Source organism: Desulfoluna spongiiphila, assembly GCF_900101345.1.
Lineage (GTDB): Bacteria > Desulfobacterota > Desulfobacteria > Desulfobacterales > Desulfolunaceae > Desulfoluna > Desulfoluna spongiiphila.
In genome coordinates, this window is sequence record NZ_FMUX01000002.1 from 325,536 (window position 1) to 350,761 (window position 25,226).

Below are 25,226 nucleotides of genomic sequence, written 5' to 3' on the forward strand. Positions count from 1 at the left end.
GACGGGTTTCGCCCGTTGTCATGTTGTAACATCGCTCTGTGGCCCTGGGATCATCCATGTTGACCATAGAAGGCACGGTGTTCTGTAAGGTCACATGTGCCGAAAAAGAGAGAAATCAACCACCCACATGGTCTATCCGATCTTTTATCTTCTTGTTGTGGCGGTCGGGTGGGTGGCCGGTCTGTGCCGGGGGCCTTTCTGGGCGGTGCTGACTTATGTCTTCGTTTATTTCAACATCCCCTCCCACCAGTGGTGGGCCGCCAGCGTGCCGAGCCTTCGGTGGAGTTTTCTCTCGGCGGGCATTGTCCTGGCAAGCTGCGTGATTCATAAGGAGCAGCTCAAGGATGGTATGAACGCCCCCTTGAAGGCGCTGATTCTCCTTTTGGGCCTCATGATCTGCATCATTCCCCTGGCCTACAATGCCGATCGATCCCTGGTGAGGATTTACGACTTTTTCCGGTATGTCCTCTTCTTTTACCTGGTGTGCAGGATCATCAAAACCTTTGCCCAGTATCGCTGGTTTGTCCTGGCCATTTTGTTCCACTGCTTTTTCCTCTCTCTTTTGGCAAGGCATTATTTCAGCGGAATGCGCCTGGACGGCGTGGGCCTGCCGGACGCCGCGGACGCCAACATGCTGGCGGCCCTTGTGGTGCTGGTGCTGCCTTTTCTCGTGGTGTTTCTTTTTTTCGGCAGCAGGTTTGAAAAGGTGGCCGCACTTCTGTTTACCCCCTTTATTCTCAACATGTTTGCCATGACGCGGAGCCGGGGCGGGTTCCTGGGCCTGCTGGTGGCAGCCGGGGTCTTTGCCTGGGGCGCTCGCAGGGACGTGGACATCAAAAAGATGGTCCTGGGGTTTGTGGCGGCCGCAGTGGTGGTGCTGGGGATCATGGACAAAGGGTATGTGACGCGGGTGACCCGTCTGTTCGGCGGGGAAGAGAACATCGAGGATCAAAGTGCCGGGCGCACCGATATCTGGAGGTACGGCTTGCACATGATCAAGGATTACCCCCTGGGGTGCGGAGGCGGGGGGTTCTCCCTGCTGAGCACCTCTTATCTCCCGGACCATTTGATTGAAAAAAGGGTGGGGAGGCGCGCCTCACACAACACCTATGTCCTTGTGGTGACTGAACAGGGTGTACTGGGGCTGGGCATTTATCTGGTGTTTATCCTGCTTCTTTTCAAAGGGACTCGACGGGCTCGCAGCAGCCTTCACGGGATCATGGGCATGGACAAGGGCCTTCGGAATCACATGCTGGCCCATACCTACGCCTTGGAAACGGGACTTGCCGGTTTTTTTACGGCGTCGATTTTTATCGATCGCCTCTATTTTGAATGCATCTACCTGATTGCGGCGCTTGTGCCAGTGTTGTCCGCTGTTGCGGACGCAGCCCAAGGCCCTGAGGGCACGGAAGGAATCCAGCCATGACGGCGGAAAATGTGAATCCCATAGATCCCGCCCTGGTCAATGGTTTTGTGGGGGTGGTGGGCAGCCCGTCTTCGCTGCGCGACACCTGTGCCCGGCGCCTGTGTTCGGCCTACGGCCAGTTCAAGGACAACCCGAATGTTCAGGTGAAACGCGGGAAACTCTGTGAGATCACCTTTTTCATGCGTCGTTCTGTTTTGGAGTCGCCCGGTAACGGGAGGGCGTGGACCCAGGTTGCGGGGGTGTTCTCCGGAAGCCCCTCTCCAGGTGACAGCGGTCCTGAAGAAGTTGCCGGGTCCCTCCAGGGGCAGTTTTTCGGTATGTCGGTGGACGAGGAGTGCTCCAGAGTCACCCTTTTTTCCGATCACGCAGGGGTTCTGAAGGTCTATCATGCGCAACGTGACGGGTTTTTCCTCTTTTCCACCTCGTCACTGGCCCTGGCCGCGGTGCTGGGGACCCCTTCCCCTGACCTTCTGGGGTGCACCGAGTTTCTCTCCATGGGGTACGTGCAGGGCGACAGGACCTTTTACAAAGGGATCCATGTCTTTCCCCCGGCCTCTGCCTGGGTGTTTGACGGGAAAAACCAGGCAGCGCCCCGTAAGCTGCGGTACTGGCAACCGTTATCAGGTTATGGGGCGGACCAGCCCCCCCTTACGACCCAGGTTTGCGTGGAAAAAGCCCTTATGTCCCTGGACAGACACGCAAAGGCACTGGCCGTAACTTACGATCGTCCTGTGTGTGATCTGACGGCCGGGTTTGATTCCCGGGGGGTTGTCTCCACCCTGCTGAAGGCAGACCTTCCTTTTGCCACGGTCTGCAACGGGTTTTCGGGAAGCGACGATGTCAGGGTTTCAAGCGCCATTGCCAGACGGTTGGGGTGGCATCATGAGTTGAATGAGCTGGGGCACATCGTGGGTGGGCTGACCATGGCCGATATCAGCAGGGCCCTTCGCCTTACCGACGGGGAGATCCCGGTATCGGACTACGTGATCCCCATGGCTGTGCATCAACACCACGGCGATAGATTTAATTTGGCGTTCAACGGCAGCGGAGGGGAGCTGTTCCGGGGGCGTTGGTGGGAAGGGGAATTCTTCCTTAAGGGAGGGCAACGGATCGTTAACAAGGGGCGACTGGTGAAACGCCTCATGGTTCCCGGCCACGACTGGGCGCTCCTGGCCCCTGAGTTGAAACCCCAGTTTTTTAAGGCGACGGAGCGGGCCATCCAAGCGTTATCAACGGAGAATACCGCCCGTTCAAACACCGCAAAGATTGATTTAATGTATTTAAACAGTCGCATGGGACGCTGGCATGGCAGGTACTATTCGTCGACCTTTCAGCTCATGCCGTGCAGCACCTTGTTTTTGACCGGTGAGCTGCTGGAACTCATGTTTCGTCTGCCATGGTACGCCAAATACAAAAATTACATGTACAGGCACCTGCTCCAGGCGTCCCATCCTGTCCTGGCCCGGGAACCCATGGGCGAGAACCTGCCGGCGACTCCGGTCTCCTTTGCCCATGGCAGGGCCCATCTTGGATGCTGGCTGCGGGGCGCAGCAGGGAAGGTCCGGACCAGGCTCGCCGGAGGGCAGTATCAACAGGGTGCCCAGGGGATGGATATACACGGACGTGTTCTGGCAATGATCCATGATGCAGAGCCGTTGACGGACGTTTTTTTATCACAGGGGCTTAAGACAGGGGCGCTCTACGACAAGGGCGCCATGGTCGAGGTGGTCCGGCAGTCCTGTGCTTCGGGCTTTGGTCTTGCGTCAGCCCAGTTGATGCGAATGGTCACCCTGGAGCGAGCCTTTGAAGAGGCGTGCTCCGTGATGTGTGAGTGAATCGGGTTTACCGGGGAGTTGTTATGACCAGAAAACGCGTGCTGTGCATCAGCTACCAGTTCCCTCCCTTTGCCGGGACGGGCGTTTTTCGTGTGCTGAATTTCGTGGAGCACCTCCCGGACCGGGGCTGGGATCCGGTGGTGCTCACCGTGCTCCCCTGCCATTACGAAAGGGGAACGGCCCTTGATGACGGGCTCTGTGCCAGGGTAAACGGGTCGGCGCGAGTTCACAGGACAAAGTGTTTCCAGGGGATTGACGCCATGCTCAGCCTCAGGGGAAAGTTCAGGGGCAACGCCACCCCGGCAAGTGCGGGGCAGGGAGAGGCGGCAGGATCCCCCCCCGCCGGAAAGGGGCTTTGGCAGGGGGTTAAGGATGCCGTCACCCTGGCATACCGCATTCCGGACAAGCAGGTGGGCTGGTTTCCCTATGCCCTGTCAGAAGGGTTTCGCATCTGTCGCCGTGAAAAACCCGATCTGATCTATGCGTCGGGGGGGCCCTGGACCTCGTTTCTCATCGGGCTTGCTTTAAAGGCTCATTTTCACCTGCCGTTGGTCATCGATTTCAGGGACCCATGGATGAACAATCCTTATGACGAGCTGAACGTGGGGTTTCGCAGGCGGGTGAACTGTTTTCTGGAGAGATGGTGCCTTCGCCGGGCCGATGCGGTCATTGCCAACACGGAGCCGCTGCGCACCCTGTTGGCCGACACGGCGGGCTCTGGGAACAAGTGCCATACCATCACCAACGGATATAACGAGATGGAGTACGTCGGGCTGAAGGCCAGGGCCTCCGGCACGGCCCCCCTGGTGGTGACCCATGTGGGTAATCTTTACGGCAAACGCACTCCCGACAGTTTTCTTCAGGCCCTTACTCGATTGATCGACACCGGGCGTCTCGGCACCCATGAGGTGGCGGTTCGTTTCATCGGCCATGTGGACGAGGTCCGCATCAAGAACCTTATCGGCTCCCACCCGGTAGGCGCAATGGTTACCTGTGTTGGGATGGTCCCTAAGAATCAAGCTCTGGATATGTTGTTCCAATCGGACATCGCCCTTCTCATCCAGCCGGATACCCGCCTGCAGATTCCCGCCAAGCTCTTTGAATATATCCGGTCCCAGAAACCTGTCCTTGCGGTGTGCGGGGAAGGGGCCACCCAGGAACTCATTGAAGCCCACGGCCTGGGGGTGGTAGCGGATACCGACGACCCCGAGGGCATGGAGGGGGCTATTCTGGATGTGATTCGGCAGGCACGGTCCGCGGAACGCGTCGTGAAGAAGGACTACCTGGCATTTGAAGCCGGGGCTTTGACGACGCAGCTGGCAGGCGTTTTTGACGGGTTTTTTCCGTCATATCCTCAGACGAAAAACGGGTGATACATGTGGTTTCAATCAACCAAGAAGGCTGAAGACAGGGTGTTGCACGTGGTGCTCTCTTTGGGGATCGGCGGGGCCGAGCGCATTGTCTCTTCCCTGATCGAAGGGGGAGAGGCCGCCGGGATCTCCCATGGGGTGTGCTGCCTGGATGAGAAGGGGCGGCTGGCAGAGGCCCTTGAAGACACAGGCCATGAGGTTCATCTGGTCAGGAGGAAACCGGGTATTGACCTCTCCCTGCCTTTCAAGGTGGCAAGGCTGGCGGTGCGCTGTGGGTATACCACCCTTCACGCCCACGGGGAGACCCCGTGGTTTTATACGGTGCTTGCGGTGATTCTGACCCAGGGGCTGAGGTTCCGATGTCTGACCACCATCCATGGTTACAGCGGGGGGGACAACGCCGAGTTGGCCCATCCCCGTCTCTGGCGTTTCCTGATGGTTTTTACCCGTCGTGTCATCGTTGTTTCAGGTGCCCTTGAGCACGAGATGAAGGCTGTCTATCCGGTGCTGGGGAAAAAGGTCGAGACCATTCGAAACGGGATTTCGCCGAACGAGAAGGTGCCAGCCCAGTCGCGGGACGCCTGGGGGCTGCGTGGAAAAACCGTGGCAGGGGTGGTCTCTCGCTTGTCCCCCGTGAAGAACCATCTGCTGCTGCTAAAAGCGGTGGAACGACTCATCGGGTTGGGGCGGGAAGACCTTGTGGTGATGGTCGTCGGGGACGGACCCGAGCGGGAGCCCCTCGAAGCGTATGCCCAAAAGCCAGGGCTAAAAGGGCACGTGATCTTTACCGGTGAACGCCTCGATGCTCTGGGATTTTATCCCCTTTTTGACCTGTTTGTGTTGCCCTCCCTGTCCGAGGGGATCTCGGTGGCACTGCTGGAAGCATCGGCCTTGGGGGTGCCCCTCATCGCCTCAGGGGTCGGGGGCAATACCGAGATCGTATCGCATATGGGCACGGGCCTGGTCTTTGAGTCGGAGAATCTGGATGACCTTACACGCCAGATAGAGCTGTTGCTCGACACACCGTCCCTTGCCGGGCGGCTCGCGGCCGGAGCCCGGGCCTGGGTTCGGGAGACCTTTTCGGTGCGCGCCATGGTGGACAGGTACAACCGCCTTTATCTGGAGATGGCCGGCTGATGAAGATTCTGGTTTTCTCGACCCTGTTTCCCAACAACACGGCCCCTGCCCACGGGGTGTTCATCAAAAACAGGATGAAGGCGGTTTCGGAGATGGATGGTCATGAGGTCCGTGTGGTGGCCCCTGTCCCCTATTTTCCGCCGATCAAACGATTCAAGGCGTGGTATCGCTTCTCCCAGGTGGCCGCCCGCGAGAGGGTGGATGGCCTGACGGTTTATCACCCCAGATACCTTGTGACCCCCAAGGTGGGGATGACGGCCTACGGGGTGTGTCTTTTCCTTGGGGCTCTGAAAACCGTCAAGGCCTTGGAAAAGAGCTTTTCCTTTGACGTCATCGACGCCCACTACATGTACCCGGATGCCTTTGCGGCCGTCCTTTTGGGCAAGGCCCTGAACAAGCCGGTGACGGTCTCTGCCCGGGGCAGCGATATCCATCAGTTTTCAAACCTTGCCATGATCCGGCCCCTGCTTCGCTACACCCTGACACAGGCCGATGCCGTCATTTCAGTGTGTGCTTCCCTCAAGGAGATGATGGTGGAGCTGGGTATCCCTTCGTACAAGGTGAGCGTTATCCCCAACGGCATCGACGGCACCGCCTTTTATCCCGCGGATCGGGCTGAGGCGCGGCAGCGTCTGGGAATCCCCCTTGATGCCAGGGTGATCCTCTCCGTGGGGTCCCTGATCCGGCTCAAGGGACACCACCTCCTGGTGGAGGCCTTTGGTCGGATCGTGGCAGAAGAGCCGGACCATACCTGTTTGTACATTGTGGGCGACGGGGTGGAACGAGGCGCCCTTCATCGCCAGGTTGAGGCCCTGGGCCTGGGCAGTCGAGTCGTTCTCTGCGGGCAGGTTCCCCACGGAACCCTTGTGGACTATTACAACGCCGCCGATCTCTTTTTTTTGGGGAGCGAGCGGGAAGGCTGGCCCAACGTCATCTCCGAGTCCCTGGCCTGCGGGACCCCGGTGGTGGCCACCCGGGTCAACGGTATTCCCGAGATTGTCCGGTCCGATGATTTAGGGGTTCTGGTGGCGCGGGATGTGCCCTCCTTTGTGGCGGGAATCCGCCGGGCTTTGGACACCCGTTGGGACCGCAGTGCCATCGGTGCCTATGGGCAGTCCCGGTCCTGGGCCATGGTGGCACAAAACGTTGTTTCTGTTTTAAAGAGGGTGTCTATGCGCTAATATAACAAATAATCAAACCCTTACATATTATGTAACGCCTTTTGCGGCTGGTCCTGGCCCCTTTGCGAATGCCCTGCAAAGTTCATGTCCTATGGGGAATCCATAGCATCACGGTCGACGTTTTTCGCGTGGCGGGAAACGTTGGAGCGGTAGTCGGTTTGTTCTTTCCACTTCGTTTGACCATGATAGGTGAACATGATGAAAGAATCCTTGCAGGGTGTCCTGAAGAGGCGCGTATGGTGCGCTGTTGTCGTGATGTTTTGCGTTGGCGGCGTTATGTCGACCCATGGCGAGTGTGCGGTGGATCCTGCCGTGAGGATCGAGGTTCGCGAGTTGCTCCCGGAGGGCGTATCTGGGCTGGACAGGCCCCATGAAGCGGCCACCTTCGGGGTACCCTTAAGGGACTGTGACGGGATTCAAACCATCAATCAGTTGGGACTTTCCGGACTATGGGATTATCAGTTCCGGGTGCTGCACAGATACCCGAGCGGTAACATTCAATGGGTGCTCATCGACACACTGGCCTCGGTTCCGGCGGGGCAGAGCACGGTTATCTGGCTCACCAATGGCTCTGGCAACAGCTCGGGAAACAGTCTGCCCATAGACCTGGCTGCGGATAACGGCAACACCATCACGGTAGACACCGGTGCCGCCCGGTTTGTCATCAGAAAAGCCCGTTACAACGTCTTTGATTCCGTGGTGGCCGGGGGCACCTCTTTTCTTTCGAACACAGGCGGCATCACGGCTGTCAGCGGAACAACCCAGTACTCTTCGGCAAATGACGAGCAGTCCACGGCGGTCATCGAAGAAAATGGCCCCATCAAGGCCGTGATCCGATGCGAAGGTCACCTTAAACCCGCAAGTGGTCCGTGGCTCTTTGGCTACACCATGCGCATGTACTTTTACAAGGGCTCAGGACGTACCCGCCTGGACCTGATCCTCAAAAATGCAGAGATCAGTTCCTACTCCGTGAAAACCTTTGAATCGGTACGTATTAAGCTTCCCACCACCATGGTCGCCCCTTCCTATCTGTTTTCAACCGGTCCGGGAGTACAGGCCGGAGGGTTCATCGACGGCAGCGCTCACCTGTACCAGGGCTACAGCAGCTACAAATATGTGCAGTACCTGGGCGGTGCGGATTTGCTCAAGGCACGCCTGGTCCCGGATGTAGGGCTTGAGGTTGTCAACGGGGCCTCGGTGATCCACGCCCTGGGCGATGAGAAGAGTTACAGCGAAGGGTTTGCCGCCATGGCCACCCAGGGCATGCAGATCAACTGCGGCATCCGGAACCTTTACGGCATGTGGCCCACGGGGTTTACCATGACCGAAGACGGGCATCTTTATATTGATGTGTTCAGCCCCCGCAACACCAAAGATGACATCCGATTCGCCTTTTTCGCCCACGACAAACGGCAGGTGGTTCTGGAGTTCACACCGGAGGCAAAGGATCCCAAACAGACGTTTTATACCCTGCAATACCCCCTGGCCGGGCTGGCTGATTTTGAGCATTACGCGGAGGCAAAGGCCGTTTATGGGGAAGATAGGCTGGCAACCCATGGAGAGACACGGGACTTTCTTGCCGATATCGGATTGGAGAGTTATGAGATCTCCAATGTGGATACCTTGCGCAGGTATTATGTGTGGGGGCAGGGCGGAGGATCCAATCAGTATGATCTCCAGCTGTGCAAGTACCTTCATTATCTTCAGACAGGCAACGGGGGTGCCTTTCTGGCCGCACAAAACGATGACCACTACAAGATGTTCGGATCGGTCAAGCATTCGGATGATTTTGATGTCTATGTTCAGGGACCGACTCTTTTTAAAAACGTGAACACCACCTCCCCACCCGACCAAAACCTGACATACAACAGCAAATTTTTCGACCGGGAGCACTCCCACGATGTGTCTGTACCCGTGGGATACTTTCTCACCGGGGACGAATCGTTGATGGACGCATGGCGTGATTACGGAGAGTATACCCTCTACGATCAGGGGTCCGGAAAAGGTCCTGTCGACAGCTATTACGACGGGACAATCCACGTGGGGTTCCCTCGCATTTTTTCAAGGGCGTTAAGGCGTGCCGGAGCCTATGGGCAGTATGCAAGCACGAGTGTCTGGCGGGAAAAAATCGGTCGAATGGTAGGAAATTTTATGGGGATGCGGGCAATTCCCGAAGATGACGATCAAGACGGCTGGGATTCGGATCGTGGCTTTTTCTATATGAGCAGAGATGGAAGCAGGCCCGACGGCGTGCGCTCCAATAAAGTGTTTATGGCCTACGATATATTCCCCAACGCCTTTTGGTATTATGTCCCCGGGAACTTTGATGACCCCTTGATGTATGAAGATTATCAAGACTATATTCTGGGGCTTGCCTTCCATTCATTGCGTGAGATCATTCCTCTGGAGCACCAGCCTTATGGATTCAAACTTGATGAAGCCAATTCGGCGGACCTTACCGGAGAATATCCGTTTTCCTTTTTGATGGCTGCCGGGTATGAAATGACGGGGGATGACTCTTTCTTGGACCAATACACATCCCATTATCGTCAGATGCTGATTATCCAGAGTAAAGAACGGGTCTATTCTCCCTATTCGTCAAAATTTATACACAACCATGAAAATCGCGATATTTTAACGGGCTATGTAGCTCCTGAAGGCGCCGGACGTGTCGACTTGGGAAACTCCGGTGCACCGGGCGTTTCGCGTTCCGGTTCTGTGTACACATTGACCTGGCAAGCGCCCATGGACGAGATTATCCGTTATCAGATAAAGTTCTCTGCGGCACCAATGGTCGAGAACCTCAATTTCGATCAGGTGACAAGGGCGTATGAATACGCTCCTTCGGCATATGAAAATTTCTGGGCGGCGTTGAACATCGCCAATGAGCCCACTCCCAAGCAGTCTGAAGGGGATGTGGAGACGGTATCCATAGACGTTGCGCAGGCAATCAACGCTTACAATACCCGGTATGGCCTGACCGCCGGCCAGCCCGCCTATCAAGTCTATGATGACCAGACAGATTACTTTTTTTCTGTAAAGTTTTTTGCTGATGCACCCATTGTCAATGGAATAGACACCCCATTATTGCCTTGCCCCCCCTAACATGGAAAGTCATTCGTTTCCCCCCCTTATTTTTGAATGGCCTGGTGACTGCATAAACAAACCAAGACAAAGAATGCGCTTTATCGACGACAGGTATATTGGTTGTGTTGTTGAGACGGTTCGCGATCTCCATTGTGCTGCATGACCGGGAGTTGAGAGCTATAAGGGGGACAGATGTACATGACGATTCATGGCGTGGGTAGTGGCCTGCGGAAGAGTTCGCTATGGCTGTTTTTGTTAACGTTCTGCTTCTGCTGTGGGGTCACGGTACATGGATACCCTGCCATAGGTCATCCTGTGGAGATCAGGATACACGAACTTCTTCCCGATGGCGTAAAGGGGCTGCACAGGAACCATGAAGTCGCATCCTTCGGGATACCGTTGAGTGAGGCGGCCGGGGTTCAATCCATCGACGAATTGGGTCTTGTGGGGGGAGGGGCATATCAGTTCAGGGTGCTGCACAGATACCCCAGCGGCCATGTTCAGTGGGTCCTTGTGGATACCCTGGCATCGGTTTCGGCAGGGGAAGAGAGCATTGTCTGGCTGACCAACGGGGCCGGCAACAGCTCGGGGCCTCAGTTGGCCTCGGATCTGGGGGAAAAAATATCGGTGGACACCGGTGCTGCCCGGTTCGTGATCACGAAAAAGAACTACAACGTGTTTGATTCCGTTTTCGTAGGCGAAACATCCTTCCTTGAGCCCACCGGAGGGGTTACGGCGGTCAGCGAATCAACCCGGTACTCGTCGGCCAATGATGGTGACTCCACGGCAGTGATTGAAGAAAACGGCCCGGTAAAGGCTGTCATCCGATGTGATGGGCATCTGAAGTCATCCCTTGATGACTGGCTTTTCGGGTATACCATGCGTATGTATTTTTATAAGGGCACAGGCCGAACGCGGCTTGACCTCATCATCAAGAATGCGGAAATAAGCTCCTTCACCGTCAAAGAATTTGAATCCCTTCGCATCGAACTTCCCACCACCATCGCAAATCCCTCCTATCTTTTTTCCACCGGTCCGGGGACCATATCCACAGGGCCTGTTGACGGAACAGCGTATCTGTACCAGGGCTACAGCAGCCACAAGTATGTTCAGTACATGGGGGAGTCCGGTCTGCTAAGGGAGCGCCTGGTGCCCGACGTGGGGCTCAAAGTGGTCAATGGTGCCACTGTGATTCATGAACTGGGAAACGAGGCGGACCACAGCGAAGGGTTTGCATCGTATTTTTCTGGAGCTAAGCGCATCAACTGCGGGATTCGTAACCTTTACGGTATGTGGCCGGCGGGGTTTACCATGGATGACGAGGGCCACCTGTATATTGATATCTACAGCACCCACAACACAAAAGACGATATTCATTTTGCCTTTTACGCCCATGACAAACGGCAGGTCGTGCTGGAGTTTACCACGGAGGCAAAGGCATCCCAACGGACATTTTATGCCGTGCAATACCCTTTGACCGGTCGAACCAAATTTCAACATTACAAGGATACCCGGGCCATCTATTCTCACGACAGACTGGCAACCCACGGAGAAACACGAAAATTCCTGAAAGAGATCGGCCTGGAAAGCTTTGAAATTTCAAATGTAGACACCATGCGTAGGTACTATGTCTGGGGGATGGGGGGAGGGCCAAACCAGTACGACATGAATTTGTGCCAGTACCTTCACTATTTGCAAACCGGCAACGGGGGAGCGTTTCTGGCAGCCCAGAACATGGACCACCATAAAATGTTCGGATCCACCCGTCACTCGGATGATTTTGATTTTTATCGTTACGGACCTGAACGGTTTAAAAATATCAATAATATTGATCCGGATAAGCAACCCCTTGCCTTCAACAATCGCTTTTTAGACCGGGAGCATTCCCATGATGTTTCTGTTCCCATAGGCTACCTGCTGGCTGGCGATGAATCCATCATGAATGCCTGGAAGGATCACGGTGAGTACACACTGTATGACCAGGGCTCTGGAAATCACGGTGAGGTTAGCTATTACGACGGTACAACATACTTTGGGTATGTTCGTATTTTTTCAAGGTCATTCCGTCGGGCAGGTGCCTTTGGCCAGTATACAGAGGATCCTTTGTGGCACGAGAAGGCCGGGCGTATGGCAAGGACGCTGCTCAGCTTGAGGGACGACCCTGAGGACGTGAACAAGGATGGGTGGCAGTTGGACCGGGGGTATGTATATATGCACCGCCACGGAAACGAAACCTACGGTGGAAAACGAACCAATACCGTGTTTATGACATACGGGATTTTTGCTGATTCCCTTTGCTATTATGATTCAGTTGGTTTTGGAAACCCATTGTACCACGAAGACTACTACGATTACATGCTCGGTCTTTCCTATCATGCATTGAATGAGTTGGTCCCCCTGGGGCGTCAACCCTATACATACACTTTAGACAAATCAGCCATTCTGGATGATGCCGGAGCATATCCCTTATCCGGGCTGATGGCTCATGGGTATGAGATGACGGGAAATGATCAGTTTTTGAGCAGGTACAAGCCCCATTATAACGGAATGCTGACAGTTCAGAGCAAAGAGCGTGTTTACTCGTTGTATTCATCGCGTTTTATCCATGATTATTACAACAGGAACGTGTGCACCGGATATGTGTCACCCCTGGGGAACGGGCGTGTGGACATGGGCAATTCCGTAGGCATGAACATTTCGCGAAGCGGATCAGTCTACGCCTTGACGTGGGAGGTCCCCAGAAAAGGTATCAAGCGCTACCAGATAAAGTTCTCACCACAGCCTATGGTGGAGAATCTCGGGTTTGACCAGAGAAAAAGGACTTATACCTATGATCCGGCCTTTTACGACAATTTTTGGGCTGCATTGAACGTGGGCAATGAACCCACACCCAAACAGGTTGAAGGAGAGACGGAATCCGTGGCCATCGACGTACGACAGGTCATCCATGATTACAATGCCCGGTACGGCCTTGAAGCCGGTGAAGCGGCCTACCTGTCCTATGACTCAACCAGGGATTACTTCTTTGCTGTGAAGTATTATACTGTGATTCCTTTTTTCCACGGAATAACGATACCGTCGTTGTCTTGCCCTCCTTGATTATAAGGTTCGTGTTCAGTTATGCCTTCGGTGAGACCTTTTTGACTGAATTCCGCAAAAATTTTCAGGTTCCATACCTTTTATCGCTCAGCCCCCCACCTGACATATTTACAGCCCATACCTATTCATAATGGTGCGTTTCGATTTTGTTCAGGAATGGATCGAATTGAAAAAGCCTTTTCTATGTATGAGAAAAGACTGTTTTTATAACTGATTGAAAATATGTTTTGAAATCTTGTCTGGTGGGGTGCTGCTCTTGAAACAGGCAGCGAATCAGTAAATTAGTTGTGGGGTTTTATCGCGAAATATATTTGTGAGCGCTTTCGATCGGGTCAATCAAGTGCAGGCTTGGAGCAGTTTCCTGCAAGTCGATTCTTTTTTTCTCCTTTTAATGTGTATCAAAATTTTAGGTGTTGATGGTGGTAAATACGTTGCGGTGTAATTTCGTGAAGCGAGTCGTGTGTTCTTTTTTCATGGTGTGCTGTATCGGTGGCTCGATCCCCCAGCAAGGGACGTGCGGAATCAAATCGGCAGTTAAAATTTTAGTCCATGAACTTCTTCCCGAAGGGATGGCAGGGGGAAATAGGGCCGGTGAGGTCGCATCCTTCGGCATCCCCCTGAAAGCATCTGATGGGATTGGATCCGTCAGTGAACTGGGCCTGGTCGGTTCGTCGGACTATCAGTTCCGAGAACTTCACAGGTATCCCGACGGCACCATTCAGTGGGTGCTTGTGGACACGTTGGTGTCGGTTGAGGCAGACGGGAGCAAGGCGATCTGGCTCACCAACGGTTCCGGCAACAGCGCGGGGTCTCACCTCGCAGTGAATGGACCTGAACATATTACGGTGAATACGGGCGTTGCCCGGTTTGTGATCAGGAAGAAGAACTACAACGTGTTTGACTCTGTCGTTGTGGGCGATACCCCGTTTTTACGAGGTACGGGAGGGATCACAGCCGTCAGTGGAACAACCCGCTACTCGTCGGCCCTGGATAACGATTCCTCGGCAGCGATCGAAGAGAACGGCCCTGTGAAGGCGGTTGTCCGGTGTGATGGGCATCTTAAGCCCGAAAGCGGACCGTGGCTTTTCGGCTACACCATGCGCATGTATTTTTACAAGAACACCGGCCGAGTCCGGCTTGACCTGATCATCAAAAACGCCGAGATGGCCTCCTATTCGGTAAAGATCTTCGAGTCCCTTCGCATTGAGCTGCCCACAACGGTCTCTGACCCCAGCTATCTTTTTTCCACCGGGCCCGGGTCGGAAGCCCATGGCACCATAGACGGAACCGCCTACCTGTACCAGGGCTACAGCAGCCACAAGTATGTGCAGTATCTGGGGGGCGCCTCCATGCTTCAGCAGCGTCTTGCCCCGGATGTGGGGCTTAAGGTCGCCAACGGGGATTCGGAGGTGCATTCACTGGGGGAGGAGACCGACCACAGCGAAGGCTTCGGGGCCATGTACTCGATCGAAAAACAGATCAATGTCGGGATTCGAAACCTATACGGTATGTGGCCCGCAGGGTTTACCATGGAGGACGACGGTGACCTGTTCATTGATATTTTCAGCCCGTGGAACTCAAAAGACGATATCGGGTTTGCTTTTTTTGCCCATGACAAACGGCAGGTGGTGCTGGAGTTTACGAAAAAGGAGGATGCCCCCTTACCAAGGCAGACTTTTTACGCCATACAATACCCCCTCACCGGGAGGGCGGCATTTCAGCATTACAAGGACACCGGTGCCGTCTATTACGAAAAGAGGCTTGCGACCCATGAAGAGACGAGGAGGTTCCTGGCCGAGATCGGACTGGAAAGCTATGAGATTTCCAATGTGGACAGCATGCGCAGGCACTTTGTCTGGGGGCAGGCCGGGGGCGATAATCAGTATGATGTGAATTTGTGCCAGTATCTTCACTACCTGCAGACAGGCAACGGCGGTGCATTTTTGGCTGCCCAGAACATGGACCACCACAAGATGTTCGGGTCAACACGGCATTCGGATGATTTTGATTTCTATCTTGACGGACCTGAACTTTTTCCCAACGTGAATACAGTTATACCGCCGGAACAAGAGAAGTTGGCCTTTAATTATAAACCCTTCGACAGGGAGCACTCTCATGACATCTCCGTCCCCCTTGGGTATTTCCTTACAGGTGACGAGTCTTTCATAGACGCGTGGAAAGATCACGGGGAATATACCCTTTACGACCAGGGCTCCGGCAAAGGGGCTGTGGGAAGCTATTACGACGGGACCACCTATGTGGGGTTTCCCCGCATATTTTCTAGGGCCCTCAGGCGTGCCGGGGCCTTTGGTCTCTATGCCAGTACGGATGTGTGGCGGGAGAAAATATATCGTATTGTTAGGAATTTCATGAGCATGAGGGCAACGCCTTTGGACTCCGATCAGGATGGATGGGACCTGGACCGTGGCTTTTTCTATATGAGCCAGGCCGGAAACTGTCCGGAAGGCTTGAGATGTAACAAGGTGTTCATGGCATACGATATCTTTCCTAACTCGTTCTGGACGTATGGTCCTGAAAATTTCGATGATGATTTGATGTACGAAGATTATCAGGACTATCTCCTGGGGGTGGCATACCATTGCTTGACAGAGATAATCCCCTTTGAGCACCAAGTCTACATGCTTGCGCTGGATTCCGTCAATGGGTCGGATGATAGAGGGGAGTACCCCTTTTCGTTTTTGATGGCCTTGGGGTACGAGATGACGGGGGACGATGCCTTTCTGGTTCAGTATAAGTCCCATTACAAGATGATGCTGGTGACGCAAAGTGAAGAGCGGGTCTACTCTCCCTATTCGTCAAAATTCATTCATGATTACTACAATCGAGACATAGTCGCAGGCTATGTGGCTCCCGTGGGTAATGGGCGTGTGGATATGGGAAATTCCAGCGCGTCATCCGTTGCGCGCCACGGTTCCGTGTACAGCCTTACATGGAACGCCCCACAGGACGGGATCCATGGGTACCAGCTCAAGGTTGCTCCGGTGCCCATGGTGGAAAATCTTAACTTCGATCAGGTAGCCCGAACCTACCAGTACGACCCGATCACGTACGATAACTACTGGGCAGCACTGAACGTGGACAATGAACCGGTACCGAAACAGAAAAGGGGGGATGCCGAATCCGTCTCTGTGGACGTTGCGCAGGTCATCAGCGCGTACAATGCCAGATATGGCTTGTCTGAAGGCGACCCTGCTTACCGCTCGTATGATCCGGATATCGATTACTACTTTGCTGTAAAATACTACAAAGTGGCTCCCGTTGCCCACGAAAAGACCATTTCTTCGTTACCCTGTCCATAAAGGACAAAACTTAAAAAGCAACGCGAATTTTGGGCTTGGAAGGCCCGGTTTCATCGCAAATCACTCCTTTTTGTCTCTCATACCGGAGCATGCTTGCGGCGTTTTGAATCGCATCGCCCGAGGTGACTTGCCTCATTACCTACTCCAAGGATACTTTTCGAAACATGAGTTTGAAAAACAAGGTCCTCCACTCACTGAAATGGCTCACCATCGGCAAATTTATGGGCCAGGTGTTTACCTGGGCTGTCACCATTCTGGTGATCAGGCTCTTGTCGCCTTCGGATTACGGGTTGATGGCATCTGCCGGGATCTTTGTTGGTTTTTTGCAGCTTATCAGTGAATTGGGGTTCGGAGCTTCAATTATCCAGGCCAGGGATATTGAGGATTCTGTCATTCAACAGATTTTCGGGTTTGTTATCTGTGTGGGGGTGGTGCTTTTTGCCATGTTGTTCGTCTCGGCACCGTGTATTGGTCTGTTCTTCGAAAGCGGCGCCCTGGTGCATGTGGTGCGCGTTCTCTCCTTTCAGTTTCTGGTGATCCCTTTTTTGACCATCCCAAAGGCCCTCATCGAAAAAGAGCTCCTCTTCAAGCAGAAATCCATGATCGATTTTTCGGCAAGCATCGCAAGCGGAGCGACGACATTGGGTGTGGCCCTCCTGGGCCATGGTGTCTGGGCTCTGGTCTCGGGAAGTTACGTGCTGATCTGTGTTCAGATGGTGGGGTATCTTTTTGTGTCCCCCATCCGGAAGCGCCCGGTGTTCCGGTTTCGAGCCATTGGGGCCTATGCCTCCTTCAGCGGGTATGTCACCTTTGAGAAGATCGTGTGGTATACCTACACCCAGTTCGACGTGATATTGATCGGAAAGCTCCTGGGTCAGGAGGTCCTCGGGTATTACTCCGTTGCCATGCACCTCTCCTCCATTCTCCTCAACAAGATATCCCCGATCCTTTCTCAAGTCGCCTTTCCCGCCTATGCAAAAATCCAGAACGAGTTCGAGAAGGTCTCCTTCTATTTTTTAAGGACCGTCAAGTTTTCAAGCCTGGTTGTGTTTCCCGTTTTCTGGGGCCTGTCGAGCATCGCCCCGGAGGTGATCTCCATTTGTGTGGGGCCCAGGTGGGGAGCGGTTGTAGAGCCTTTTAAACTGTTGTGCCTTGTCATGCCCTTCAGGATGCTTTCGGTGCTGCTTCCGCCCCTTTTGAAAGGCATCGGCAATCCCGGTTACTCCCTGAGAAATATCATGATCACCTTTGCGGTGATGATGGTGTCCATTTATGTGGGTGCCACCCGTGGGGGCGTCCTGGGCGTTTGCTACGCCTGGGTCGTTATGTATCCCGCGTGCTGGCTGGTGGTTCTCATTTTGTCCCTTCCGCTGATCCAGATCCGGGTTGGGGCGTATCTTCGCGCAATCAGCGTGCCGTTGAGCGGAAGTCTCCTGATGTACGGGGTCGTCTCTTACTCCGGCTTTGCGCGGGGCGTGCACCCATACCTCTCGGTTGCCCTGCTCATCGGCATCGGCGCCCTTGTGTACGGAGTGTGGTTGCACCTATTTGATCGAACCTGGTTTTCAGATGTCTTTGCCATGCTGAAGACCACCTGATAACACCTCAAAAATCGACTAAAGTGTACACGCGCGGTTACCCCCAGTTTAAGGACCACTGGCTTACTAATGAGGCCGAATCCCAGTCGACATAGTAATTGCTTCAGCGGGCATTATATTCAGGGCCTTATGGCGCACCAAATGTCGGGTGTAATATGACCCCATTAGTAAGTGGAATCTGCATTTCGAAAATGATAATAGAGGAAGGATGCAGATGGGAAAAAACGAAGAAAATTTACCGATAAATTCAAAGCGGAAGTAGCGATCGAGGGAATCCGTGGAGTGAAGACTTTAGCCAAACTCGCTGCAGAATATAACATTCATCCGAATCAGATATCAAACTGGAAGAGGCAGTTACGCCGAAAAATTGGGATGCCAATTCCACCTTAACTTTGCCGTTCCGTGGTCGAAGATTGGGGGTGATCGTAGTCAATGGCAAAATGCATACAGCATAAGAGAAGCCTTCTGTTCTGCAAATTTGCTCTCCCAACCAGCAATTGTTCCCTTGTGGGAGTTTAATATACGCCCTGTAGCACGAAGGCCAAGCCCTTCACTTCGAAGCCTCAAGGTTGCGGCTACCGTACTGATGGGTGATTTAATCCTTTCCATCGCGATGTTGTGGGTTTGGGAGAAAACCTTTTCACAGTTAGAGCATCGCAGCAAATGACGTTCACCATTATGAATGGTCTGATAGCGCTTAAAAAAGATACATTCGGGCACTGACAATGGGGGTGTTTTATTGAGTCTAAATCGTTCATGATGGCTTTAAATCATAGAATTCACTTTTTTGGGAAAACGGGTATTCAATGATTTAAGTCCAGTCCCGGTATTCCTGAAAAAGGGGTTGTTCTACAGGCTCGTTATACTATCAAGAGAGAGGGATATATGCTTGTTCTTGGTTCTACAGGGGAATTTCGATGTTCAGCCAAATGGGTAAATGAGTCATTGGTTCTACGGGGCCCAGAAAACGGCTTTTTTGGCTATAAATTGGATTCTCTATCTGGCGATAACGGTATTTATACCGAGTGGAATACAAACAACGACATTCTGACCATATTCAATGATAGGTTTGGAATGTATCCAATTTATTACACCAGAACATCCAGTGGTGTAAATTTTTCGTCATCAATTGCTAATTTACTTGCAGACGAAGATCATTATCAGATAGATTCTGCTGCTGTAGCGGTATTCCTCAGAATGGGCATATTCATTGGAGACACCACTCCATTTTCTGAAATTAAAGCATTACCCCCCGGTGCCAAATTACAATTTGATCGAAACGGTCTTAGTATAGAAAACAGAGAGATATCCTGCGGGAAAAACGTAACCCCTTCGATTAAAGATGCTCAAAATATATATGGCGAACTATTTAAAAGTTCAGTCTTGAAGTTTAGAGAGGCATTTCCAAAAAAAATAGGAATTCCTCTTTCTGGTGGTCGAGACTCACGCCATATTATATTTGAATTGATGGCTTCCGGACTAAAACCATATTCGTGTATAACCATGAAGCATCAACCCCCCAAACCCAATGAAGACGCAAAAATTGCCAAGGAAGTATGCCAATATTTCAATTTCAAACACGTAATTCTTGAACAGGATTTATCCATTTTGAGAATGGAAAAAGAAAAAAATATACTCACCAATTTCTGCTCATTAGATCATTCTTGGATTTTACCCTTGTCACGATATTTGTTGGAAGAAGGTTACGATGCAATATTCGATGGCATTGGCGGGGACGTTCTTTCCGCAGGATTGTTTTTAACTGAACATAGGTTGAACCTCTACAATAGGAACAAATTCGAGGAACTTGCCAACGAAATTTTAGGTTTTGAGGGCCATCTGCCTCATATGCTGACTAATTCGGCTTATAGTAGATTTAATAGGGATATAGCTGTTAATCTTCTTGTGCAAGAATTAAAAAGATACGTAAATACACCAAATCCTATAGGGCAATTTTTCTTTTGGAATAGAACAAGAAGGGTTGTTGCATTATCTAGTTGGGGGATTTTGGGTCAAAAAACACATGTTTTCGCTCCCTATTTAGATCATGAATTATATAACTTCCTTACTTCGTTACCAGCTGAGTACTTTTTGGATCACACATTCCATCAAAACACGATCGCCAAACAATATCCGGCATATGCACATCTTCCGTATGAAACAAAAATGCAATTACCTCAAAAGGGTGGGGTTGCGTCTAATTACTTTCAGTTGGCAGAATTTACACGTTTTTCTCTCGGTTCCTTAGTAAAACCATCTATGTGCCGTCCGTCATTTTTTTATTTAAGATTATTTAAGAGTCTATTGTCGATGAAATATTATGACCAATTTAAAGGCACGTATCAAGTTCCAATCTATCTTAGCCAGTTAGCAGAGTATTATCGAGGAATATAGAGATTATGTATTCCATCATGTGTGCTGAAGATTTTTATCCGCGTGAGTCGAATTCTCACGCAAAATAGGGCCGTTGTCGATTGTGTCGGCCACAAGAATTGAATGCTGAACGCAACCTTTCATTTCGTTGCAAAATTCTTGATGATACAAAAAGCACACAGAAGCTTGACTCTTTGAGTGGTCATTAGAACTGAGGAGTATGTGCCCAAAAAAGCGATGCGTTACACGTTTAAACGCACCTTAGGGCCTGCCCAAGAAATAATTATACAAACTGCAGATATGAGCAAAATAACTTGTACTAGATTTTTCAATCAATATAAATTATCTTAGGCATAACTTTAAACCTCAAACTCAATACAAGTTATGTCCTTACAAAACGATTATAAAATTCCAGCATCATTGAGGAGCTTACGCCTGAATTATGTGCCTTTCTCAATGAAATGCGCGATACGTTGACCGGTTCAGACCGTCGCCTATTTATGGCAACAGTGGTAAAACTTCTGGGGCCCAAAGACAAACGAAAAGCGGAACTCTGCCTTGGATGGAATAGATGCGCTATAACTAAAGGTATTCATTAATACAACCGACAAAGCTTTGGGGCTTGCGCGGACAATGACATGGAAAGGTATCAATCCTGTTGTTACGTTTGTCCACAAGACCTACCAAAAAGGTGTTTCCCTAACAAAAAAGACTATGGATGCCTTAGAGAGGCAAATATATCGTGTCCCTGGTATCGAGAAGTGGGCCGTCGATATAAATCACTTTGGCAAATAATGTATAATTATTTCATGGTATGGCCCTTAGGCTTTTGAACGGGTTGCGATCGATTTCGGTCGTCGGATTTGGCCTTTATTTTCTCGGAGTATCAAAATAGCGCCGCAAAGATGACGGAGACCCGATTTTCTGACCCCCATTGCTCAGGCGCCCGTGGATGACTTTCTTTACCACACATTTTTCATGAGTGGCTCCGGTTGTTTCCGGCCCACGTTACCGCCGTTCCGTGGCAGACATATCCGGGGCATGTACCCTGCAACGTCCGGTTCGAAAGAGAGCTTTCGACCCAGTGGGAGCAAAGGGGACAGGGCCGTGCACCCGTCTGTTTCCTGTCACTGCTCTCCCCCCGCAAGGCCTCCTCCAGGCTGGATGCCTTTGTACCGAAATACAAGCGATTCAGTGTGCCTCTCCTGCAGATTATTGGATCCCGTCGGTACGGGTATTTATCAGATATTTATTGAGATCTGTAGCTCATGTGTGCCAGGGCCACGGAAATCGATTTGTCGTAATATTTATCTTAATAAACGACGAAAGGAACCCATGATGAGTTACGATTTTGTTGTTCGGAATTGTGTTGGAACCGACAAGCATGAAAGCTGTATCGAAATTTCTGGGCCTCAAGGTGTGGAGAGGTTTTGTTTCGGGTATGTTGTAGATAAGTTCTCATGGCCAATGTTTTTCAATAACGACGGCGTGCTTTTTGGTGCAGCGGAGGCAACGTCGGATCCGTTTTTCTTCGCTCTCGTTTATGGCCTGGGAGGGTGGCAGGGGCCGTTTACTGGTGGCAATGGTACGCACTGGGTCAGCAGCAACAAGGCCATGATGAGTTTGGGGTGGACAGAGTATCCGTTTCCTGAGGAGTCAAACGGGTGTGGGCAGTGTAAGCTGACGGCATTGGACCTCGATCCTTCGGGTGTTGCAAGTGCCCTCATTGAATACGAATGGGAGGGGGGCACCAGTCATTCCGTCCATAAGAAGTGGGCCACCAGGGTGTAACGAGATCATGATGATACAGGAATTTTGATTTTCGAATGGGACGGCCGGGTGGCCAAGTTTTTCCGACCGTCCCATAAGTGGGAATTTATTCCCCTTGTACTTGAGTCTTTTTGGGAGCATCGCTTTGATGTCAAGCCAGCGACTATTTTGGATTGTACCTCTTTTTCTGGCTGTATGGCTCATGCCCCTTACGGGGTATGGTTTGTTAGAAAAGCCGATTCCCGTCATGGTCCATGAACTGCTTCCCGAAGGCGTGACGGGCCTTGACCGGGCAAACGAAGTCGTCTCCTTCGGCATACCGCTCATGGACTCGGATGGGATCAAAGACATCGGGGCCCTTGGCCTTAACGGGGCCTCCCATTACCAGTTTCGTCCCCTGCACAGATACGGAAGCGGGAATATCCAATGGGTGCTAGTGGATACCCTTGCCAGCGTATCGGGGGGGGAGATGACCCAGCTGCACCTCACAAACGGGACGGGCAACAGCAAGGGACCGAACCTGGCTCGGGATACAGGGGCAACGATTACGGTGGATACGGGAGTCGCCGTCTTTACGGTAAAAAAAGCCCATTTCAATGTCTTTGAGTCGGTGCGGATCGGGGACTTTGATTATGTAAGGGGGACTGGGGCCATCACAGCCCGGAGCGGAACCAGCACCTATGCCTCCCATCGCGATCCCATGTCCACGGCTGTAATCGAAGAGAACGGTCCTGTGAAAGCCGTTGTGAAGTGCGACGGGCACCTCAAAAATGAAAGCGGGGAGTGGTTATTCGGATATACGATGCGGATCTATTTTTATCGGGGTACCGGGCGTACGCGCCTTGATTTGATTCTTAAAAATGCCTCCTATTCATCGTACTCCATGAAAGTTTTTGATTCGGTCCAGGTTGAGATTCCCACGACGCTTTCTTCTTCTGTTTTTATTTTTTCAACAGGCCCTGGTAAGGAAATGTGCGCTGAGGTCGATAGCTCTGCTTATTTGTATCAGGGGTATAGTAATTACAAGTACCTTGAGTATATGGGCGGCGTAGATATGTTCAAGGAGCGACTGGTGCCTGATGTCGGCTTGTCTGTAGTCAATGGATCAAAAATTATCAAGGGTCTTGGTAATGAAGCGGACCATACCGAAGGGTGGGGGGCGGTATCTAAGGGTGACAGACGCATCAATTTTGGTATTCGCAACCTTTACGGGATGTGGCCCGCGGGGTTTACCCTGTCTGATAAGGGGACGATTTTTCTTGACGTCTACAGTCCTTATAACTCTAAAAAAGGTATTAAATTCGCTTTTTTTGCCCATGACAAACGACAAATGGTGTTGGATTTTACCACGCCGGAAACCTCACCAAAACACTCATTCTATTCTCTGCAGTATCCCCTTTTTGGTAGGGCTAACTTTTCGCACTACTTGAGGACAAAGGCTATCTACGGCGAAGATCGAATGGCAAGTGATAAGGAAACGCGTAATTTTTTCGCTCTTGTCGGGCATGGGAACTACGAAATTTCAAATGTTGATAGCCTTCGGCGGTATTACTGTTGGGGCATGGGGGGCGGCCCGAATCAGTACGACCTTCAGCTTTGCAAATACATCCATTTTTTGAGGTCCGGGAAAAGCGGTGCGTTCCTATCCGCTTTAAATGATGACCACCACAAGATGTTCGGATCTACACCCTATTCCGACGATTTTAACTTTTACAAAGACGGCGTGACCTACTGGTCCAACAACAATAACACCTATCCGGAAAACCAGGGGAAGGAGGCCTTCAATGCAAAGTTTTTCGATGATGAGCATAGCCACGACATATCCGTGCCCATCGGTTATTTTTTAACTGGTGATGAATCCATGATGGAGGCATGGGCGGAATATGCCGAATACACCGCCTACAGACAGGGAACCAGCGTACCTAATTGGAGTTACTACGAAGGGGTTTTTAAAAGGCCTATGCCAAGGGTTATGTCTCGTGCCCTCAGGCGGCTTGGTGCATTGTCTCAATACCTGAAAGATCCGTCCTATTATAGATCAAGGGCCAGGTTGATGGTCCGGCAGATTCACAGGCTACGATCCGACAGGCTGGATGACATGAAGGATGGCTGGGATTTGGATAGGGGTTTTTTCTATCTGTCCAGGGATGGAAGCCGGCCGAAGTACGAAAGATGGAACAAGCTGTTTATGGCCAACGACATTTTACCCAACAGTCTGTGGTGTTATCAGCCGGATGTATTTGATGATCCGTTGTACTATGAGGATTTCGAAGATTTTATGCTGGGCATGGCGTGGCATTCCTTGGACGAGGTGTTGGACCTGGTCCATCAGCCGTATCTCTTTGACCTTGATAAGGCCAATTTCTATGATGAAGAGTGCACTGCCGAATACCCCCTGACTTTTCTGATGTCCCTGGGGTATGAAAAAACAGGGGATGAGATATTTTTAACGGCGTATCAACCCCATATCGGGCGTCTTATGACCTATCAGTCCCGGGAGAGGGGGTACACCCCGTATATGTCTCGTTTTGTCGATTACTACTACCACCGGGACGTGGTGGCCGGGTATGTTGATGCGATAGGGGACGGGCGCGTAGACATGGGAAACTCGAGTTCTCCCCGCATTACACGACAGGGCTCCAGCTACACCTTGAACTGGATTACACCCAAAGATGGTATAGAATCGTATCAGGTGAAATACGCCCCAGTCCCCATGGTTGAACGCCTTCATTTTGATCAAAGGACCAGAGCATTTCAGTATGATTCGGAACGATACGATAACTTCTGGGCCTCACTCAATGTGGCGGGGGAACCGTCACCGTCGTTCAGGGCCGGTTCGCCTGAGACCTTTACGGTGGATGTGGCAAAAGTCATGGCGCAATACAACCAGCGCTACGAATTGACTGATGAGGACTCGTGTTATCAATCCTATGACCCGGACGTGGATTACTATTTTGCCGTCAAGTATGTTCTTAATCCCCATCATCTGCAGGGCCTGCCGTGCCCGCCCAATTAAACAGGAATATTGAC

Annotated in this window: 14 protein-coding genes and 1 pseudogene; 14 read left to right on the forward strand and 1 reads right to left on the reverse strand. The window is 51.9% G+C overall.

Annotated elements, in window-relative coordinates; genetic code table 11:
• Positions 1 to 127 precede the first annotated feature (127 nt).
• From BLQ12_RS04520 to BLQ12_RS04575, 13 genes and pseudogenes are all read left to right on the forward strand, one after another.
• Positions 128 to 1,426, forward strand: a complete 1,299-nt coding sequence (locus BLQ12_RS04520; protein ID WP_175469496.1) for an O-antigen ligase family protein — start codon at positions 128 to 130, stop codon at positions 1,424 to 1,426.
• A complete protein-coding gene (locus BLQ12_RS04525; protein ID WP_092208694.1) occupies positions 1,423 to 3,261 on the forward strand; it encodes an asparagine synthetase B family protein in 1,839 nt (612 codons plus the stop codon). Before BLQ12_RS04520 ends, BLQ12_RS04525 begins: the two co-directional genes overlap by 4 nt.
• Before the next feature lie 23 nt (positions 3,262 to 3,284).
• Positions 3,285 to 4,634: a glycosyltransferase family 4 protein gene (locus tag BLQ12_RS04530; RefSeq protein WP_092208696.1), complete on the forward strand. Its 1,350-nt coding sequence runs from the start codon at positions 3,285 to 3,287 to the stop codon at positions 4,632 to 4,634.
• A 3-nt stretch (positions 4,635 to 4,637) separates the two neighbouring features.
• The gene (locus tag BLQ12_RS04535; RefSeq protein WP_092208698.1) at positions 4,638 to 5,768 is read left to right on the forward strand and encodes a glycosyltransferase; all 1,131 of its coding nucleotides are present in this window, start codon (positions 4,638 to 4,640) and stop codon (positions 5,766 to 5,768) included.
• The gene (locus BLQ12_RS04540) at positions 5,768 to 6,949 is read left to right on the forward strand and encodes a glycosyltransferase family 4 protein (RefSeq protein WP_092208700.1); all 1,182 of its coding nucleotides are present in this window, start codon (positions 5,768 to 5,770) and stop codon (positions 6,947 to 6,949) included. The genes BLQ12_RS04535 and BLQ12_RS04540 overlap by 1 nt, the downstream gene beginning before the upstream one ends.
• A gap of 276 nt (positions 6,950 to 7,225) precedes the next feature.
• Positions 7,226 to 10,054 carry an exo-rhamnogalacturonan lyase family protein gene (locus BLQ12_RS04545; RefSeq protein WP_139163831.1) on the forward strand — a complete coding sequence of 943 codons (2,829 nt, stop codon included), beginning with the start codon at positions 7,226 to 7,228 and terminating at the stop codon, positions 10,052 to 10,054.
• Positions 10,055 to 10,633: 579 nt separating this feature from the next.
• Positions 10,634 to 13,135, forward strand: coding sequence for an exo-rhamnogalacturonan lyase family protein (locus BLQ12_RS04550; RefSeq protein ID WP_139163832.1), 2,502 nt, complete (start codon positions 10,634 to 10,636; stop codon positions 13,133 to 13,135).
• A 446-nt stretch (positions 13,136 to 13,581) separates the two neighbouring features.
• Positions 13,582 to 16,455: an exo-rhamnogalacturonan lyase family protein gene (locus BLQ12_RS04555; RefSeq protein WP_139163833.1), complete on the forward strand. Its 2,874-nt coding sequence runs from the start codon at positions 13,582 to 13,584 to the stop codon at positions 16,453 to 16,455.
• Positions 16,456 to 16,619: 164 nt separating this feature from the next.
• A complete protein-coding gene (locus tag BLQ12_RS04560; RefSeq protein WP_092208708.1) occupies positions 16,620 to 18,053 on the forward strand; it encodes a lipopolysaccharide biosynthesis protein in 1,434 nt (477 codons plus the stop codon).
• A 231-nt stretch (positions 18,054 to 18,284) separates the two neighbouring features.
• Positions 18,285 to 18,443 (forward strand): annotated as a pseudogene (locus tag BLQ12_RS28290) (transposase); the annotation flags it as partial.
• 495 nt (positions 18,444 to 18,938) lie between these two features.
• On the forward strand, positions 18,939 to 20,447 hold the full coding sequence (locus BLQ12_RS04570) for an asparagine synthase-related protein (RefSeq protein ID WP_092208712.1): 1,509 nt from the start codon (positions 18,939 to 18,941) through the stop codon (positions 20,445 to 20,447).
• A 612-nt stretch (positions 20,448 to 21,059) separates the two neighbouring features.
• The gene (locus BLQ12_RS28470) at positions 21,060 to 21,221 is read left to right on the forward strand and encodes a hypothetical protein (RefSeq protein ID WP_139163834.1); all 162 of its coding nucleotides are present in this window, start codon (positions 21,060 to 21,062) and stop codon (positions 21,219 to 21,221) included.
• Between the two features lie 540 nt (positions 21,222 to 21,761).
• A complete protein-coding gene (locus BLQ12_RS04575) occupies positions 21,762 to 22,217 on the forward strand; it encodes a hypothetical protein (protein ID WP_139163835.1) in 456 nt (151 codons plus the stop codon).
• A 205-nt stretch (positions 22,218 to 22,422) separates the two neighbouring features.
• On the opposite strand, the gene BLQ12_RS27290 is transcribed toward BLQ12_RS04575, so the two are convergent.
• Positions 22,423 to 22,578 carry a hypothetical protein gene (locus BLQ12_RS27290; protein WP_175469497.1) on the reverse strand — a complete coding sequence of 52 codons (156 nt, stop codon included), beginning with the start codon at positions 22,576 to 22,578 and terminating at the stop codon, positions 22,423 to 22,425.
• An 87-nt stretch (positions 22,579 to 22,665) separates the two neighbouring features.
• Here BLQ12_RS27290 and BLQ12_RS04580 point away from each other — a divergent pair, with 87 nt between their 5' ends.
• On the forward strand, positions 22,666 to 25,212 hold the full coding sequence (locus BLQ12_RS04580; RefSeq protein ID WP_139163836.1) for an exo-rhamnogalacturonan lyase family protein: 2,547 nt from the start codon (positions 22,666 to 22,668) through the stop codon (positions 25,210 to 25,212).
• Positions 25,213 to 25,226: the final 14 nt, after the last annotated feature.